Raw genomic sequence first — 16682 nt, forward strand, 5'->3', positions numbered from 1 at the left:
ACCGTGGCGACGGCAGCCGACTGGCAGGAAGACATCCTCGGCCCGGAATTCGAGTCCACGGTCCTGCAAGTGCCGGCCCCCGGCGGGCGGGAGCAGCGGGCGACGCTGATCCGCTACCTGCCGCACTCCCCGCAGCGCTCCCCCGGCGGGCACGCCGTCCTGTATGTGCACGGCTGGAGCGACTATTTCTTCAATACGGAACTGGCAGAGTTCTGGCACCGCCAAGGCGTGGCGTTCTTCGCGCTGGACCTGCACCACCACGGACGCAGCCTGCGGGAGGGTGATCCGGCGGGCTTTGTGACGGATTTGCGCCAGTACGAGGACGAGATTTCGCTGGCGCTCGATCTGATCCGTGAGGAACGCGGCCAGTCGGAGACGAAGATTACGCTGATGGGACACTCCACCGGAGGGCTGGTGGCTGCCCTGTGGGCGGCGGAACACCCGGGCGAGCTGCGCGCCTTGGTCCTGAACAGTCCCTGGCTGGAAATGCACGGCAGTTCCCTGGTCCGGCGCGCCGCCGGCGCGGTGCTGGAACCGTTGTCCCGGCTGAAGCCGGAAACCGAGATCAGATTGCCGGTCCGCGGCTTCTACTACCGCAGCATCAGCAGCACCGCGGAGGGCGAATGGGATCTGGACCCCAAGCTGCGGCCGCCGGAGTCCTTCCCCGTGCGCGCCGGTTGGCTCAGCGCCATCTGGGAGGGACAGTCGAAGGTCGCGAAGGGCCTCAAGCTCGAGATCCCGGTGCTGGTGATGTCTTCGACCCGCAGCATGAACGGCTCGGTCTGGCACGAGGACATGAGGAGCACCGACGTGGTGCTGGACATCCGCACCATGACCGAGCGGGCGGTCCGGCTCGGCTACACCGTCTCCATCGAGCAGGTCCAGGACGCCCTGCACGACGTGTTCCTCTCCCGGACCGAGGTGCGGCGGGACGCCTATGCCCGGCTGCAGCGCTGGGCGCAGGCCTACGTGTTGCAGGACGACCGGACCGAGGACCTCACGGACACCCAGCAGCGGTAGCCGACCAGGGCTAGGCTCCGCCGACCGCGGCGGCGTCCACCGCTCCCCCGTACCGCCGGTCGCGGCGGGCGTAAATGTCGATGGCTTCCCAGAGGGTGCGGCGGTCCACGTCGGGCCAGAGGGTATCCATGAACACCATCTCCGCATACGCGGACTGCCACAGCATGAAGTTGGAGAAGCGCTGCTCCCCCGACGTGCGCAGGAACAGGTCGACGTCCGGCAGGTCCGGCTCGTCGAGGTAGCGCTGCACGGTCTTTTCCGAGACCGACGACGCCCGCAGCCGTCCGGCGGCGACGTCGGCGGCGATGGCCGCGGCGGCATCGGCGATCTCCGCCCGCCCGCCGTAGTTCACGCACATGGTCAGGGTGCAGGTGGCGTTGCCGGCCGTCTGGCGCTCGGCGACCTCCAGCTCGTTGACCACCGACTTCCACAACCGGGGCCGGCGGCCGGACCAGCGGATGCGCACCCCCCAGGCGTCGAGCTGGTCGCGCTGGCGGCGCAGCACGTCCCGGCTAAAGCCCATCAGGAAGCGGACCTCTTCCGGGGACCGCTTCCAGTTCTCGGTGGAGAAGGCGTACACGCTGACGTGTTTGACCCCGATTTCGATCGCGCCGGCCATCACGTCCAGCAGGGCCGCTTCCCCGGCGCGGTGACCCTCGGTCCGCGGCAGCCCGCGCTGGTTCGCCCAGCGGCCGTTGCCGTCCATCACGATGGCCACGTGTTCCGGGACCAGCGCCGGAGGAAGGGCGGGCGGTTTGGCGCCGGAGGGATGCGGCCATGGCCGCTGCGGTTGCCGGGAAATCGGGGTCACACTCGCTCCACATGCTTGAGGGATTTCAGGGTTCGTTCAAGGTGCCACTGCAGGTAACTGGCCACCAGGCCGGCGGCCTCACGGCGCGGACCGGCGGCGGAGGCGTCCGCCGCCGGCCAGTCTCCGGAGAGCAGGGCGGCGAGCAGCTGCATCGTTTCCGGTGCGGGCGAGGCCGACCCGGGCGGACGGCAATCGTGGCAAACGGCGCCGCCCAGCGGAGCGGCAAAGGCGGTATGCGGTCCCTGGGCGCCGCACCGGGCACACTCGTCGAAGCTGGGGGCCCAGCCCGCCGTCGCAAGGGCCCGCAGCAGGTAGGAATCCAGGATCAGCTCGGGTGCGTGCACGCTGCGGCTGAGGGCCGAAAGCGCGCCGATGACCAGCCCGTACTGCGCTCCTGCCGACTCGCCGTCCACGTCGGTGAGTTTTTCCGCCGTCTCGCAGATGGCGGCGGCGGAGGTGTACTTGGTGTAGTCGGCGGCGATGTCCCGGCCGTACGGCCCGACCATCTGGGCCTGCGTGACGATGTCCAGGCTCCGGCCGGAGACCAGTTGCAGGTCCGCGACCATGAAGGGTTCCAGCACCGCGCCGAACTTGCTGCTGGTGCGCCGCACGCCTTTGGCAACCGCCCGGATCTGGCCGTGCTGCCTGGTCAGCAGCGTGATGATCCGGTCGGCCTCGCCGAGTTTGTGGGTCCGCAGGATGACGCCCTGGTCCCGGTACGTGCGGGAGGCGAAGGATCTGTTGGACACCGTTTCATTCTCCCACTTAAGCGGGCTTCCCCGCCGCGGCACGGCAGGGAAGCCCGCTGGGCGGTTTCCTAGAGCGAGCCGGCGGCCTTGGCGCCTTCGTCGCGGATGGCGCGGTTCACCGCGGACACGACGGCTTTCAGCGAGGCCATGGTGGTGTTCGTGTCGATGCCGATGCCCCACAGCACCCGGTCGCCCACGGCGCACTCGACGTAGGCGGCGGCCCGGGCGTTGCCCCCCTCGGAGAGGGCGTGCTCGGTGTAGTCCAGTACCCGCACGTCCACGCCGTCCTGCCGGAAAATTTCCAGCAGCGCGGCGATCGGCCCGTTGCCTTCGGCCGTGCGGCGGCTCTGGACGCCGTCCACGCCCATGGTTGCGGTCAGCTGGAACGAACCGTCGTCGGCGCTGTCGGTCTTCACCGATCCCAGGGTGTAGTGGCCCCACCGGTTGTCCGGGGTCGGCAGGTACTCGTCGGTGAAGGTCTCCCACAGCTGCGCCGGGCTGACCTCGCCGCCCACGGTGTCCGTGCGGCGCTGGATGACGCCCGAGAACTCGATCTGGGCGCGGCGCGGCAGGTCCAGGTTGTGCTCTTGCTTGAGCAGGTAGGCCACGCCGCCCTTGCCTGACTGCGAGTTCACCCGGATCACTGCCTCATAGCTGCGGCCCAGATCCTTCGGATCGACCGGCAGGTAGGGCACCGCCCAGACCAGTTCGTCCACCGTCTTGCCCTGGCCGGCCGCGTCGGCCTCCATGGCCTCAAAGCCCTTCTTGATGGCGTCCTGGTGGGAGCCGGAGAACGCCGTGAACACCAGGTCGCCGCCGTACGGGGAGCGTTCGGGCACCGGCAGCTGGTTGCAGTATTCGACGGTGCGGCGCACTTCGTCGATGTTGGAGAAATCGATCATCGGGTCGATGCCCTGGCTGAACAGGTTCAGCCCCAGCGTCACCAGGTCCACGTTGCCGGTCCGCTCGCCGTTGCCGAACAGGCAGCCCTCGATCCGGTCGGCGCCGGCCAGGTAGCCCAGTTCCGCCGCCGCCACACCGGTGCCCCGGTCGTTGTGCGGGTGCAGCGAGAGGATCACGTTCTCGCGGTTGTTCAGGTTCCGCGACATCCACTCGATGGAATCCGCGTAGACATTCGGGGTGGCCATCTCCACCGTGGCCGGCAGGTTCAGGATGACGTTCCGGTCCGCGGAGATCTCGAAGACGTCGGTGACGGCGTTGCAGATGCGGGCGGCGAATTCCAGCTCCGTGCCGGTGTAGGACTCGGGCGAGTATTCGTAGGTGATCTCGGTGCCCTTCAGGCCCTCTTCGTACTTCCGGCACAGCCGGGCGCCCTGCAAGGCGATATCCACGATGCCGTCCTGGTCTTCCCGGAACACCACCCGCCGCTGCAGCACGGAGGTGGAGTTGTACAGGTGCACGATGGCGCGGCCGGCGCCGGCGATGGACTCGTAGGTGCGCTCGATCAGGTGCTCGCGGGACTGCGTGAGGACCTGGATGGTCACATCATCGGGGATCCGGTCGCCTTCGATCAGCTGGCGGACAAAGTCGAAGTCGGTCTGCGATGCGGACGGGAAACCGACTTCGATCTCCTTGTAGCCCATCTTGACCAGCAGGTCGAACATCTTGTGCTTGCGTTCGGGGCTCATCGGATCGATCAGCGCCTGGTTCCCGTCGCGCAGGTCCACGGCGCACCAGCGCGGGGCCTTCGTCATCACTTTGTCCGGCCAGGTGCGGTCGGGCAGTTCTACGGCGATCTGGTCCTGGAAGGGAATGTACTTATGGATGGGCATTCCGGAGGACTTTTGTGCGTTTCGCATTTTGGTGTGTGGCCTTTTCTCATGGGAGCTAATCGAAAAATTTTGGCCGGGCAACACAAACTCCGCAGCGAGGGTTCGGCCTGTCAAACAGAAGTTCGCGTGGCCTCGCCGCGGCAGCTAAGAAGGAGCATTCCTGCGCGCACAATTTCACACTAGCACGGTGCGTAGGATGTGAGGGAAAAGATGAAAGCAACGAAGAAATGAGGCGCACATGAGCCGCTCCGGCATCGTGTTGTCCAACGTCGACCCGGCCGTCCGCCCGCAGGACGACCTCTTCCGGCACGTGAACGGGAAGTGGCTGGCGGAGACCGCCATCCCCGACGACCGCGCACTGGAAGGCTCCTTCACCGCCCTGCGCGACGCCTCCGAAGAATCCGTGCGGGCCATCATCGAAGACGCCGCCACGCACCCGGATCCGACCAGCCCGGCGGGAAAGATCGGCGTCCTCTACGCCGGTTTCATGGACACCGACACGGCCGAGGCCAAGGGCTTCTCGCCGCTGGCGGAGCAGTTCGCCGCGATCGCGAAAATCTCCGACCGGGACGGGCTGCGCGAGGTCATCGGGGCCTTCAGCCGCAGCGGCGCCGCGTATCCGCTCGCGTTCTTCGTCAACAACGACGCCGGCGACCCCACCCGCTACCTGATCTACCTGTACCAGGCGGGACTGGGTTTGCCGGACGAGGCGTATTACCGCGAGGACGACTTCGGCCCCATCCGCGAGGCCTACCGGGACTACGCCCGGAAGATGCTGCAGCTGGCCGGCTTCGACCCGGTGCAGGCGGACGCGGCACTGGACCTGGAGCACAAGCTGGCGGCCGGCCACCTGGACAAGGTCTCCTGCCGCGACCCGCAGCAGACCTACAACCTGCGCACCGCCGGCCAGGTGGCCGCCATGGCGGACTGGATGCCGGACTGGCTCGCGGCCTTGGGCCCGGAAGCGGGCGGCTCGGCCGAGATGGTGGTCTGCCAGCCCGGGTTCCTCGGCACGCTCGACGCCCTGCTGGACAGCGAGCCGCTGGAGGCCTGGCAGGCCTGGCTGCGGCTCCACGTGCTGACGACGGCGGCCCCCTACCTTCACGACGAAGCGGTCCAGACGCACTTCGGCTTCTACGGCCGCACCCTCAGCGGCACCCCGGAACTCAAGGAGCGGTGGAAGCGCGGCGTGTCCCTGGTGGAAGGCGCCCTCGGGGAAGCCATCGGGCAGGAATACGTGGCGCGGCATTTCCCGCCGGCGCACAAGGAACGCATGGAAGAACTGGTGGCCAACCTGCTGGCCGCCTACCGGGAGAGCATCTCCGCCCTGCCGTGGCTCAGCAGCGCAACGATCGGTAAAGCGCTGGAGAAGCTGGCGGCCTTCCGCACCAAGATCGGCTACCCGGAGAAGTGGATCGACTACTCCGCCTTCGTGCCCGGGGACGATGTCTGGTCCAACGTCCTCGCCTCCAACGAGTTCGAGGTCCGCCGCAACCTGGCGAAGCTGGGCAAGCCCATCGACGAGGCCGAGTGGCACATGACGCCGCAGACCGTGAACGCCTACTACATGCCCACCATGAACGAGATCGTCTTCCCCGCGGCGATCCTGCAGCCGCCCTTCTTCGACGCCGACGCCGATGCCGCGGCCAACTACGGCGCCATCGGCGCGGTCATCGGCCACGAGATCGGCCACGGCTTCGACGACAAGGGCTCGCAGTACGACGGCACCGGAGCGCTGCGGAACTGGTGGTCCGACGAAGACCGGGCCGCCTTCGAGCGGCTCACCGGCCAACTGGTGGCCCAATACGCGGCGCTCAGTCCGGCGGAGGCTCCCGACAACACCGTCAACGGCGAACTCACCCTGGGCGAGAACATCGGCGACCTCGGCGGGCTGGCCATCGCCTACCGCGCGTACCGGCTGAGCCTGGCGGGCCGGGAAGCCCCGGTGATCGACGGGCTGAGCGGCAGCCAGCGGTTCTTCTACTCCTGGGCCGAATGCTGGCGCCAGAAGATCCGTTCCGAGGAGGCGGCACGCCGGCTGGCGATCGACCCGCACGCCCCGAACGAGTTCCGCTGCAACCAGGTGGTGCGCAACCTGGACGCGTTCCACGAAGCGTTCGGCACCGCTCCGGGCGACGGGCTGTGGCTCGCCCCGGCCGAGCGGGTCAGGATTTGGTAGCGGCTGCTTAGAAGGCGCCGGGCTGCTGGCAGGTGACCTGGTCGGCGGTCTGGCCCTTGAAGCCGCCGGCCACGCCGCCGGTCTCGGCCAGCTGCGTGCCGCTGGCGAAGTCCCGGCCAACCGACAGGGCGACGCCGTAATGGTCGCCGGAGGAGAGGACGTTGGCCCGGGGGACGTTCAGTTCTTGCGCGAGGGCGAGGGCCACGTGTTCGAATCCGGTCGAGTAGAACAGCTGCGTGGTGGTGCGTTCGGATCCGCCGTCGCCCGGGGCCGCCAGCAGGTACCCCAGCGCCTGCAGCTGTTCGGAGAGTTCCTCCTCGCGGCCGGCCGCGCCGGAGGCGTTGACCACCTTGACGGGCTGCACGGCCGGGTCGAAGGACGGCACGCCGGCCGTCGGGTCCCCGCCCGGCGCGGTCGTCGCCCCGGCGGTCGCCCCGCCGTCGTCGGTCGCGGTCGGGGACGGGGTGCCGCCGCCTGAGGCACCGGCCGTGGATTCCCCGCTCGCTTCCCCCGTGGTCGTCGGGTCGGGCTTCCCGGCGGTGTTGACCTCCGGCGCGGTGACGTCGCCGTCCTCGCGCAGGATCTGGAACAGGGCCTGACCCGGCTCCTCGTCCACGACCAAACGGTTCTCGTCCATCGGGGCGCTCTGCGTGGGCAGCGCGACGAACGCAACCTTCCCCAGGTCCACGCTCTTGACCCGGTCCGCCAGGGCCAGCAGCCGGGAAACCTCCGCCAGGCCTTCGTCCACCGTGAGGTTGTTAACCACGGCCTCGGCGATGGAGTAGAGGCGGGGCACGTTGGTCAGCGTGCCTTCGGACTGGACCTTGCGGGCCATGGACGCCAGGAAGCTTTGCTGCGCACGGATCCGGCCGCGGTCTCCGCCGTCGCCGAAGGAGTGCCGGGTGCGCAGGAACGCCAGCGCCTGCTCGCCCTGCACGGTGCTCACGCCGGCCGGCAACCGCAGCTTGGAGTAGGTGTCATTGATGGGCTCGTTGACGCAGACTTCCACCCCGCCGATCACGGTGGAGAGCTCCTTGACGGCGTTAAAATCGGCCATCATGAAGTGGTCGATCTCCAGGCCGGTCATCTCGTTGACGGCTGCCACGGTGCAGCCGGGGCCGCCATAGGTCAGGGCGGCATTGAGCTGGGCATCCTGCTGCTCCGGATAGACCTCGCCGGTCTCCGGATCGGTGCAGGTGGGGATGGTGGTGAGCAGGTCGCGCGGCAGGCTGACCACGGTGACCCGCTCCCGGTCCGCGGACAGGTTCATCAGCATCATCACGTCCGATTTGCCGAAGCCGGCTGACGAGCCATCCGAGCCGTACCGGCCGTCGCTGCCGGCGCGTGTGTCGGTACCCAGGATCAGGATCTGCACGGGATCGCGGCTCAGGTCCACCGGAAGCCCTTGGGCGCCGGTGCCCAGGTTCAGCGGCGAGGTGCTGAGGCTGTCGCGCAGGCCCACGATTTTGAACACCACGACGCCCACACCGGCCGCCAGCGCCAGCGCCAGCGCGCCCGCCACGACCTTCAGCCACAGCAGCCTGGGTCCGCGGCCCATGTGCCTCGGATTGGCGGCCCGCGCCTGCCCGCGCCGCGGCGTGCCGCCGGCCGGGGACCGCGGGGCGGAATCCTGCCCAGCCGGCTGCTGTCCCGCCGGGGTCTGCGGCGCCGGGGTCTGCGGGTCATCACCGAAACTGCCGCGATGATCCACGGGTACCCCTCTGCACGGTTATAAGCCAGACGAAAATGACGCGGCCAGCCAATCACTGGCCGCTAAGTATTCTACGGGTTGCGGCCCGGGAAAGTTCCCGGCGGCGCCGGAGGCTCAGAAACCGAGCCGCACCAGCTGCTTGGGATCGCGTTGCCAGTCCTTGGCTATTTTCACGTGCAGGTCCAGGTAGACGCGGGTGCCCAGCAGGCCCTCGATCCCCTTGCGGGCGCGGGTGCCGACGTCACGGAGCCTCTCCCCGCCCTTGCCGATGATGATGGCCTTCTGCGACGGACGTTCCACGAAAAGGTTCACCCGGACATCCAGCAGCGGGTTGTCGGCGCTGCGGCCTTCGCGCGGAACGATCTCCTCGACCACCACGGCGAGCGAGTGGGGCAGTTCGTCGCGCACGCCCTCCAGCGCCGCCTCCCGGACCAGTTCGGCCACCATGACGGCCTCGGGTTCGTCCGTGAGCTCGCCGTCGGGATAAAGCGGCGGCGACAGCGGCATCTGCCGGACGAGCACATCGGCGACCGTCTGGACCTGGTCCCCCTTGGCGGCGGAAACCGGCACGATGTCGGCGAAACCGTCCGGGCCGAAGATCTCCGCGCCCAGCGCCGCGACCGCCAGCAGCTGCTCGGCCAGCGCCTGCTTGTCCATCAGGTCCGTCTTGGTCACCAGTGCCACCACTGGCTTGCCGGACAGGGCGGCCAGCTGGTTGGCAATGAACCGGTCGCCGGGGCCGATTTTTTCGTTGGCCGGCAGGCAGAAGCCGATAGCGTCCACTTCCGCCAGCGTGTCCGCCACCAGGTCGTTCAGCCGCTGCCCCAGCAGGGTCCGGGGCCGGTGCAGGCCGGGCGTGTCCACCAGCACCAGCTGGGCATCCGGGCGGTGCACGATGCCGCGGATGGTGTGCCGCGTGGTCTGCGGCTTGGCGGAGGTGATGGCCACCTTCTGCCCGACCAGCGCGTTTGTCAGCGTGGACTTGCCCGCGTTCGGGCGGCCCACGAGCGACACGAAACCGGCGCGGTAGTCCTTGGGCCAGCCGCTGGACGGCATGGCCATGGCCTTGTCGGTGCTCTCTTCGCCAGTGGCGTTTTCGGGGTTGGTCATCGTTCCCTCTCCGTCCCGGGCATGCGGGCGGGGTCATCGGCGGCGGCAGCGCCGTCGTCGTTGGCGTACTGGTCCCGGGCGGGCGCTTCATACCAGGCCAGGACATGGCTGACGCGGTTGCGCCGGCCCTCCAGCCGTTCGGCGCGCAGGTGCAGGCCGTCCAGCTCCACTTCGCTGCCGACGATCGGCACCCGGCCGAGGCTCTTGGCCAGCAGCCCGCCGACGGTGTCCACCTCTTCGTCGTCCAGCTCCAGATTGAACAGTTCGCCGACGTCGTCGATGCTGGTGCGCGCGCTGACCCGGTACAGGCCGTCCGGCAGCGCCTCGATTTCGGGGCGCTCGGTGTCGTATTCGTCGACGATCTCGCCGACGATCTCCTCGATGAGGTCCTCCAGCGTGACCAGGCCGGCGGTGCCGCCGTATTCGTCGATCACGATCGCCACGTGCGTGGACTCGCGCTGCATTTCCTGCAGCAGCTCGCCGACCGACTTCGACTCGGGCACGTAGCGGACCTCGCGGCAGATCTGGTCCACCAGCATGCCGGCGCCGTGGTCGGCCCGGCCGTGGATCCTGGCGGCCACGTCCTTCAGGTAGACGATGCCGCGGATCTGGTCCGCGGTGTCCATGATCACGGGGATCCGCGAATAGCCCGACTGCAGGAACAGCGTCATGGCCTCCTGCAGGGTGGAGCCGGAGTCGATGCTGAGCATGTCCGTGCGCGGCACCATCACCGCCCGGACCTTGGTATCGCCCAGCTCGAAGACGGAGTGGATCAGTTCCGCCTCGGTGTCCTCGATCATGTCGGACTCGTTGGCCCGGTCCACGAGTTCGCGGAACTCCTCTTCCGTGAAGAAGGCCGCGTCGGCGCGCGGCGCGTTCGGGGCAACCGTGCTGCCCAGACGGACCAACCATTGGGGCACCGGGCCGAGGATCGAGCACAGCAGCCTGACCAGCAAGGCGGTGGAAAGCACGACGGCGCCGGCGTGCATCCGGCCCAGTTGCCGCGGGGAAACCCCAACCAGCACGAATCCGACGGCGGCCATGGTGACGGTGGCCAGCAGTCCGGCCAGCCAGATGTTGTCCAGCAGGTCGTGGAACAGCAGGGCGATGGCGACGGCGGCGGCCATCTCGAACCAGACGCGCCAGAAACGCAGCCCGTGCATGTGGGCCGCCGGCGAGGCCAGGATGAGGCGCAGGCTGCGGCTCCGGCCGGAACGCAGCAGGTTTTCGGCGTCGTGGCGCGGCAGGTAGGTGAAGGCGGCCTCGGCGGCGGTCAGCACCCCGGCGAACAGCGTGAAAGCCAGCGTCATGCCGGCGAGTATCCAGAGCATCGCCGGTCTCTACAGGGTGGTTTCGGTGGGGGCTGCCTTGCCGGTGAAGGAGGACAGCAACTGGCGCTGCAGGCCGAACATCTCTTCCTTCTCGGCCGGCTCGGCGTGGTCGAAGCCGAGCAGATGCAGGATGCCGTGCGTGGTCAGCAGCAGCATTTCGTCCAACAGGCCGTGGCCGGCCTTCTTCGCCTGCTCCTGCGCCACCTGCGGGCAGATCACGATGTCGCCCAGCACGCCGGGCGGGCCCGGCTTCATCGCGGTGCCGGGACGCAGTTCGTCCATCGGGAAGGACAGCACGTCGGTAGCACCCGGCTCGTCCATCCACTCGATGTGCAGCCGCTCCATCGCTTCGGTGTCGACCATGATGATGGACAGTTCCGCTTCAGGATGGACGTAGAGGGAGTCCAGCACGAACCGTGCCAGCCGCACCAGCTCTTCCTCGTTGGCGGCGACGGCCGATTCGTTGTTGACCTCGATGCTCATGCTCGATCCTCCGGGCCGGCTTCCACATCCGTCTTCCGCCGGGCGGCGGGTGCGCGGCGCGGGCCCCGGCCGCCGTCCGAGCGGCGCGATTCGTCCCGGCCGCCCTCGCCGCGCCGGGACTCGTCCCAGCGGCTGTACGCCGTCACGATGTCGCTGACCAGCCGGTGGCGGACCACGTCGGTGGCGTCCAGCCGGGAGAAGCGGACGTCTTCCACGCCGTCGAGTATTTCGCTGACGATCTTCAGGCCCGAACTGGTGCCGTTCGGCAGGTCGATCTGCGTCACGTCGCCGGTCACGACCATCTTGGAACCGAAGCCCAGCCGGGTGAGGAACATCTTCATCTGTTCCGGGGTGGTGTTCTGCGCCTCGTCCAGGATGATGAACGCGTCGTTGAGCGTGCGCCCGCGCATGTAGGCCAGCGGCGCCACCTCAATGGTGCCCGCGGCCATCAGGCGCGGAATCGACTCCGGGTCCATCATGTCGTGCAGGGCGTCGTAGAGCGGGCGCAGGTACGGGTCGATCTTGTCGCTGAGCGTGCCGGGCAGGAAGCCCAGCCGCTCCCCCGCCTCGACGGCGGGTCGGGTCAGAATGATGCGGTTGACCTCTTTGTGCTGCAGGGCCTGGACCGCCTTGGCCATCGCCAGGTAGGTCTTGCCGGTGCCCGCGGGGCCGATCCCGAAGACCACGGTGTGGTTGTCGATGGCTTCGACGTAGTTCTTCTGGTTCAGGGTCTTCGGCCGGATGTTGCGGCCGCGCGAGGAGAGGATGTTCAGCGTCAGGACCTCGGCCGGCCGCTGCGCCGACTGTTCGCCGAGCATGCGCAGCAGCTGGGCGACCACCTGCGCGGTGATCCTCGTATCCTTCGCCGCCAGGGCGCGGATCTCTTCCACCACGTTGAGCGTGAGCTGCACCGCGTCGGCGGGGCCGGTGATGGAGAGTTCGTTGCCGCGTACATGCAGGTCCACATCGCTGAACTCCGACTCGATGACCCGCAGCACCTCATCGTGGGCGCCGAGCGCCCTGACCATGTGTTCCGACGAATCGAAATGGACGGAACGGCTGCTTGATCCGAGCGGATCGACATCCAGGCGTGATTGGGACATAGTCCGGCCGATGTGGCCTTTCATCGCTCCTTCGGTGGGCGCTTGCTGGCGGTAACCGGAAATGGATCCGGTCCCGACGGTACACGTCCATGCTACGGCACGAGCCGCCGCACCGTCCTCTGCGGGGACGAAAAACGCCTTGGTATCGATCCTGCATCAATCCTGCATCAGTCCGGTTGAGCGCTGGTTAAAGCAGCCATCAGCCCCCCTCCCCTGTGCCAAGCTAGTGAGGCAGGAAAGGCGGCAGCAGCCCTTTTCGGCCCACACCCACCCGGTCATTGCCCACGTCAGAAGGGATCGAAAGCATCGCCAGCAACCAGCTCCGGCAGCCCGCAGGCCCGGTCCCGACACGCCGCTTCGGTGCGTGGTTGGCACTGGTCACTGCCTCGTCGCTGGTGCTGCTCGGATGCTCGCCGCAGGCCGCCGGCGGTGGCGGCGGCGGCCAGACCTCGATGCCGGATCCCACCGCCCCCGCTTCGGCCAGCAGCCCCCTGGTCTCCAGCGTGCCGGTCGAAACCCTGCGCTCCTCGGAACTCTCTCCCATCTACTGGCTGGGCACCAACGCCGACAACGTGTTCCTGTACCGCGAATACCGCCAGGCGGAAAACCTCGGTGATCCCATCACGACGGCGGTGGCCGCGCTGACGCGGCTTCAGCCCCTCGATCCGGACTACTTCAACCCGCTCAGCCCGGCGAGCAAGGTGGGCGCCTCCATCACCAACGGTTCGGTCATCACGCTGGACATTTCCTCGGACGCGTTCAACCGCCGCGTGGATGCCGGCATCGCCGAACGGGCCGTGCAGCAACTGGTCTTCACCGCCACGGCCGCGGCGGCGAACGCCGGGCTGAGCACGTCGGACGATCCGCTGGAAGTGGTCATCCTCGTGGACGGGCATCACGGTTACGAAGCCTTTGGCCATGTGCCGCTGGGCCAGCCGATGGGCCGGAACAGCAGCCTGGCCGCCCCGGTATGGATCATCGACCCGGCCGACGGTGCTACCGCCGCCGGACGCGTGGAGGTGTTCGGCCGCGGCGTCGCGTACGAATCGGAACTGAGCTGGCAGATTTTTCGCCTTGCCGGCTCCGACGACACGTCCGAAGGCGAACTGGTCAAGGACGGCACGGCCCTCGTGGATGCCGACAGCGGGCAGATCGGCGAGTTCCGGTTCAGCCAGAAGCTGGATCCGGGCACCTACCGGCTGTACGTGTTCCAAGAGGACCAGGACGGGCGGACCGACGAACGGCAGAATGCGGACAGCAAGGTCTTCACCATCACCTAGGCCGGTTCTGCTGACGGACGTGGTCAGCGCCAGCGGCCCAGCAACTCGCTGAGCAAGGTCAAGGCGGCGGGCCCGGCCGTGGAGGAACGCAGGACGTGCGGACCCAGCCGCACCGCCACCGCCCCGGCGTCGAGCATCGCGTCCACTTCGGCCTGGCTCATCCCGCCTTCGGGGCCCACAATCATCAGCACGCGCGCCACGCCGCCGGTCCGGCCCCCGGGCCGGGCACCTGGCCGGGCACCGGCGCCGTCGTTTCCGCCGCGCTCCCCGGCGGCTGAGCCGGCACGCAACCCGGCCGCCTCCACGGCGTCGGCCACGCTGCCTGCGGCGTCCTCGTGCAGCAGCAGCGAGAGCCGGCTGTCCCGGATCAGGGCACAGAGCCCGGCCCGTTCCACCAGCGGCTCCACCTCCGGAACGCGGGCACGCCGCGACTGCTTGGCGGCCGCCCGGACCGCCAACTGCCATTTCGCCGCTCCCTTGGCCGCCTTGTCCGCCTTCCAGCGCACGATGCTGCGTTCGGCCTGCCACGGCACCACGGCATCGACGCCCAGTTCGGTGGCCGCTTCGATGGCAAGTTCGTCGCGGTTTCCCTTGGCCAGCGCCTGCACCAGCACCAACTCCGGGTCCGGCCTCGGTTCCTGCAGGATCCGGAGCGCGCGGACGGTGAGCTGGCCGGACGTGCCGGCAACGGCCTCCCCTATCAGCCGCCGGCCCAGCCCGTCGGCCAGATCGACGGCTTCACCCGACTCGATCCGCTTGACGGTGACGGCGTGCCGCGCCTCGTCCCCGGCCAGGGTGAAGCTGTCGCCCGGAGCGACGTCGTCGAGCTCGCCCGGAGCCGTGAAGAACAGGTGGCTGGTCACGCCTAGAGGTTACCGAGCCGGTCCCGCAGGCGGGCGAAGACGCCCGTGCCGGAGGACGCCAGCTTGCCCTCGGTGTATTCCTCGCCGCGGGCCCGGGCCAGCCGGCGCAGCAGGTCCTCCTGCTCCGCATCCAGCTTGCTGGGCGTCTCCACATGCACGTGCACCTGCAGGTCGCCGCGGCCGTAACCGCGCAGGTGGGTCACGCCCAGGCCGCGCAGGGTGAGGGTCTCGCCCGCCTGCGTGCCAGGCTTGATGCTGACTTCCTGTTCGCCGTCGAAGGTGTCCAGCGTAAGGTCGGTGCCCAGCGCGGCAGCGGTCATCGGCACCGAGAGCGTGACATGCAGGTCGTCACCCTCGCGGATGAAGTTCTTGTCCGGGTTGACGCGGATTTCCACATACAGGTCGCCCTGCGGGCCGCCAGCAGGGCCTGCTTCGCCCTGGCCGGCCAGCTGGATCCGCGTTCCGGTCCCGACGCCCGCCGGGAGCTTGATGGTGAGCGAACGCCGGCTGCGGACGCGGCCTTCCCCGTTGCACTCGTTGCAGGGGTCGGGAATGACCGTGCCGAAGCCCTGGCAGCTGCCGCACGCGGCAGTGGTCATGACCTGGCCCAGGATGGACCGCACCGCACGCTGGACCTGGCCGGAACCGCCGCAGATGTCGCAGGTGCGCGGGCTGGTGCCGGGGCGGCAGCAACTGCCGTCGCAGGTGGGGCAGACGACGGCGGTGTCCACTTCGATTTTCTTGTTGACCCCGAAGACCGCGTCCTTGAGGTCGATCCGCACATTGATCAGGGCATCCTGGCCGCGGCGGGTCCGGGAGGCCGGACCGGCGCCGCCCGCCCCGGCGCCGCCGAAGAAGCTTTCGAAGATGTCCTGGAAGGCGAACCCGGACCCGGAGAAGCCACCGCCGAAGCCGGTGTCGTTGCCGTTCTCGTTGCCGGTGGTGTCGTAGATGCGCCGCTTCTGCGGGTCGGACAGCACCTCGTAGGCGTGGCTGACCTGCTTAAACTGTTCGGCTGCCTCCGGGCCGGGGTTCACATCCGGATGCAGCTTGCGGGCCAGCTTGCGGTAGGCCTTCTTGATTTCCTCGGTGGAGGCGTCCTGGCTGACACCGAGGGCGTCGTAGTGGTTACTCACCTTGTAGTACTTCACTTCCTGGGGATCGGTTCACCGGCGCCGACGGCCGGTGCGGACACTGCGCGGCGTGTGGCTAGCCGGCGAGGATCCGTGACAAATAACGTGCGACGGCGCGCACCGCGGCCATGGTGGTGGGATAGTCCATCCGGGTGGGGCCGAGGATGCCGACCTTGGCCGTCGCGCCCGGGCCGTACCCGGTGGCCACCACGGAGGTTTCGGCCAGCGAACCGTAGGGGTTTTCGCTGCCGATGCTCACCGACATGCCGCGCGCGTCCTGATGCAGTTCGGAGAGCAACTGCAGCAGCACCACCTGTTCTTCAAGAGCCTCGAGGATGGGACCGATGCTCAACTGGAAGTCGACCGTGGAACGGGCCAGGTTGGCCGTGCCGGCCATCAGGATCCGCTCCTCGTTCGTGGCCGCGGCAAGCTGCGAAAGCTGCGACGCCAAGGCCTCGACCGTGCCCGCCGGTGCCGTCTGCGGCGGCACCGGGAAGGTCTTCAGCAGCCCCGGCACCGCCGCCAGCGGTTTCCCGGACAGCGCCGAAAGGAACGCTGCGCGCAGCGTGGACAGAGCATCCTCGGTGACGTCCGCCGGAAGCGCCGCGACATGCTGCTCCACCTTGCCGTTGTCCGCGATCAGCACGACCAGGGCCCTTTTGGGAGCCAGCAGGATGAATTCGATGTGGCGCACCTTGGCAGCACCCAGCTGGGGATACTGGATGACGGCCACCTGGTTGGTCAACTGGGACAGCAACCGCACGGTGCGTTCCATGACATCGTCGAGGTCATCGGCGCCTTCCAGCAGTTTCTGGATGGCGCGGCGCTCGGGGGCAGAGAGCGGCTTGACGTCCGAAATCCGGTCCACGAACAGGCGGTAGCCCTTGTCCGTGGGAATCCGGCCGGCGCTGGTGTGCGGGGCGACGATCAGCCCCTCTTCCTCCAGCGCCGCCATGTCGTTGCGGATCGTGGCTGACGACACGCCCAGGCTGTGCCGGTCGACCAGTGCCTTGGAGCCCACCGGCTCGCGCGAGTGCACATAGTCTTCGACAATGGCGCGGAGCACTTCCAGCCTCCGGACCTCGCTCACTGCACTCCTCCTGTCTCCAACTCGTC

The 16682-nt window shown here is 68.5% G+C and carries 14 protein-coding genes; 3 read left to right on the plus strand and 11 right to left on the minus strand.

What is annotated here, in order from left to right; all coding sequences use genetic code 11:
- The first annotated feature begins 3 nt into the window (after nucleotides 1-3).
- Nucleotides 4-1020 (plus strand): alpha/beta hydrolase, encoded by a 1017-nt coding sequence (locus tag AC5RVZ_RS22565; RefSeq protein ID WP_494067872.1) that lies wholly within the window; start codon nucleotides 4-6, stop codon nucleotides 1018-1020.
- 10 nt (nucleotides 1021-1030) lie between these two features.
- Here the strand turns inward: AC5RVZ_RS22565 and AC5RVZ_RS22570 are convergent, their stop codons facing one another.
- From AC5RVZ_RS22570 to leuA, 3 genes are all read right to left on the minus strand, one after another.
- Nucleotides 1031-1831: an isoprenyl transferase gene (locus AC5RVZ_RS22570; RefSeq protein WP_494067873.1), complete on the minus strand. Its 801-nt coding sequence runs from the start codon at nucleotides 1829-1831 to the stop codon at nucleotides 1031-1033.
- Nucleotides 1828-2580 carry a DNA repair protein RecO gene (recO, locus tag AC5RVZ_RS22575; protein ID WP_493978410.1) on the minus strand — a complete coding sequence of 251 codons (753 nt, stop codon included), beginning with the start codon at nucleotides 2578-2580 and terminating at the stop codon, nucleotides 1828-1830. Before recO ends, AC5RVZ_RS22570 begins: the two co-directional genes overlap by 4 nt.
- Before the next feature lie 68 nt (nucleotides 2581-2648).
- Complete coding sequence (gene leuA, locus AC5RVZ_RS22580; protein ID WP_494067874.1) at nucleotides 2649-4400, minus strand: 2-isopropylmalate synthase; 1752 nt, start codon at nucleotides 4398-4400, stop codon at nucleotides 2649-2651.
- A 211-nt stretch (nucleotides 4401-4611) separates the two neighbouring features.
- Here leuA and AC5RVZ_RS22585 point away from each other — a divergent pair, with 211 nt between their 5' ends.
- A complete protein-coding gene (locus tag AC5RVZ_RS22585) occupies nucleotides 4612-6552 on the plus strand; it encodes a M13 family metallopeptidase (RefSeq protein WP_494067875.1) in 1941 nt (646 codons plus the stop codon).
- A gap of 7 nt (nucleotides 6553-6559) precedes the next feature.
- Here the strand turns inward: AC5RVZ_RS22585 and AC5RVZ_RS22590 are convergent, their stop codons facing one another.
- The 5 genes from AC5RVZ_RS22590 to AC5RVZ_RS22610 all read right to left on the minus strand — a co-directional run bounded on the left by AC5RVZ_RS22590 (nucleotide 6560) and on the right by AC5RVZ_RS22610 (nucleotide 12290).
- The gene (locus tag AC5RVZ_RS22590; RefSeq protein WP_494067876.1) at nucleotides 6560-8110 is read right to left on the minus strand and encodes an LCP family protein; all 1551 of its coding nucleotides are present in this window, start codon (nucleotides 8108-8110) and stop codon (nucleotides 6560-6562) included.
- Between the two features lie 267 nt (nucleotides 8111-8377).
- Nucleotides 8378-9325 carry a GTPase Era gene (era, locus tag AC5RVZ_RS22595; protein WP_493978553.1) on the minus strand — a complete coding sequence of 316 codons (948 nt, stop codon included), beginning with the start codon at nucleotides 9323-9325 and terminating at the stop codon, nucleotides 8378-8380.
- Nucleotides 9326-9369: 44 nt separating this feature from the next.
- Nucleotides 9370-10704: a hemolysin family protein gene (locus AC5RVZ_RS22600; protein WP_494067877.1), complete on the minus strand. Its 1335-nt coding sequence runs from the start codon at nucleotides 10702-10704 to the stop codon at nucleotides 9370-9372.
- Nucleotides 10705-10713: 9 nt separating this feature from the next.
- Entirely contained in the window at nucleotides 10714-11187 is a 474-nt protein-coding gene (gene ybeY / locus AC5RVZ_RS22605) for an rRNA maturation RNase YbeY (RefSeq protein WP_493978405.1), read from the minus strand.
- Nucleotides 11184-12290 carry a PhoH family protein gene (locus AC5RVZ_RS22610; RefSeq protein ID WP_494067878.1) on the minus strand — a complete coding sequence of 369 codons (1107 nt, stop codon included), beginning with the start codon at nucleotides 12288-12290 and terminating at the stop codon, nucleotides 11184-11186. Before AC5RVZ_RS22610 ends, ybeY begins: the two co-directional genes overlap by 4 nt.
- A 368-nt stretch (nucleotides 12291-12658) precedes the next feature.
- On the opposite strand from AC5RVZ_RS22610, the gene AC5RVZ_RS22615 reads away from it, so the two are divergent.
- Nucleotides 12659-13570, plus strand: coding sequence for a GerMN domain-containing protein (locus AC5RVZ_RS22615; RefSeq protein ID WP_494067879.1), 912 nt, complete (start codon nucleotides 12659-12661; stop codon nucleotides 13568-13570).
- A gap of 23 nt (nucleotides 13571-13593) precedes the next feature.
- On the opposite strand, the gene AC5RVZ_RS22620 is transcribed toward AC5RVZ_RS22615, so the two are convergent.
- From AC5RVZ_RS22620 to hrcA, 3 genes are all read right to left on the minus strand, one after another.
- Nucleotides 13594-14433 (minus strand): 16S rRNA (uracil(1498)-N(3))-methyltransferase, encoded by an 840-nt coding sequence (locus AC5RVZ_RS22620; RefSeq protein ID WP_494067880.1) that lies wholly within the window; start codon nucleotides 14431-14433, stop codon nucleotides 13594-13596.
- A 2-nt stretch (nucleotides 14434-14435) separates the two neighbouring features.
- The gene (gene dnaJ, locus AC5RVZ_RS22625; RefSeq protein ID WP_494001258.1) at nucleotides 14436-15569 is read right to left on the minus strand and encodes a molecular chaperone DnaJ; all 1134 of its coding nucleotides are present in this window, start codon (nucleotides 15567-15569) and stop codon (nucleotides 14436-14438) included.
- 73 nt (nucleotides 15570-15642) lie between these two features.
- Nucleotides 15643-16656 (minus strand): heat-inducible transcriptional repressor HrcA, encoded by a 1014-nt coding sequence (gene hrcA / locus AC5RVZ_RS22630; protein ID WP_494067881.1) that lies wholly within the window; start codon nucleotides 16654-16656, stop codon nucleotides 15643-15645.
- Nucleotides 16657-16682 lie beyond the last annotated feature (26 nt).

The sequence above is a fragment of the Arthrobacter sp. Cza30 genome, assembly GCF_059090765.1.

Bases quoted from the DNA above. Each gene is read 5' to 3' on its own strand.
- AC5RVZ_RS22610 (WP_494067878.1), bottom strand. From the start codon at position 12,290: ATGTCCCAATCACGCCTGGATGTCGATCCGCTCGGATCAAGCAGCCGT.
- era (WP_493978553.1), bottom strand. From the start codon at position 9,325: ATGGCCATGCCGTCCAGCGGCTGGCCCAAGGACTACCGCGCCGGTTTC.
- leuA (WP_494067874.1), bottom strand. From the start codon at position 4,400: ATGCGAAACGCACAAAAGTCCTCCGGAATGCCCATCCATAAGTACATT.
- AC5RVZ_RS22600 (WP_494067877.1), bottom strand. From the start codon at position 10,704: ATGCTCTGGATACTCGCCGGCATGACGCTGGCTTTCACGCTGTTCGCC.
- AC5RVZ_RS22585 (WP_494067875.1), top strand. From the start codon at position 4,612: ATGAGCCGCTCCGGCATCGTGTTGTCCAACGTCGACCCGGCCGTCCGC.
- ybeY (WP_493978405.1), bottom strand. From the start codon at position 11,187: ATGAGCATCGAGGTCAACAACGAATCGGCCGTCGCCGCCAACGAGGAA.
- AC5RVZ_RS22590 (WP_494067876.1), bottom strand. From the start codon at position 8,110: ATGGGCCGCGGACCCAGGCTGCTGTGGCTGAAGGTCGTGGCGGGCGCG.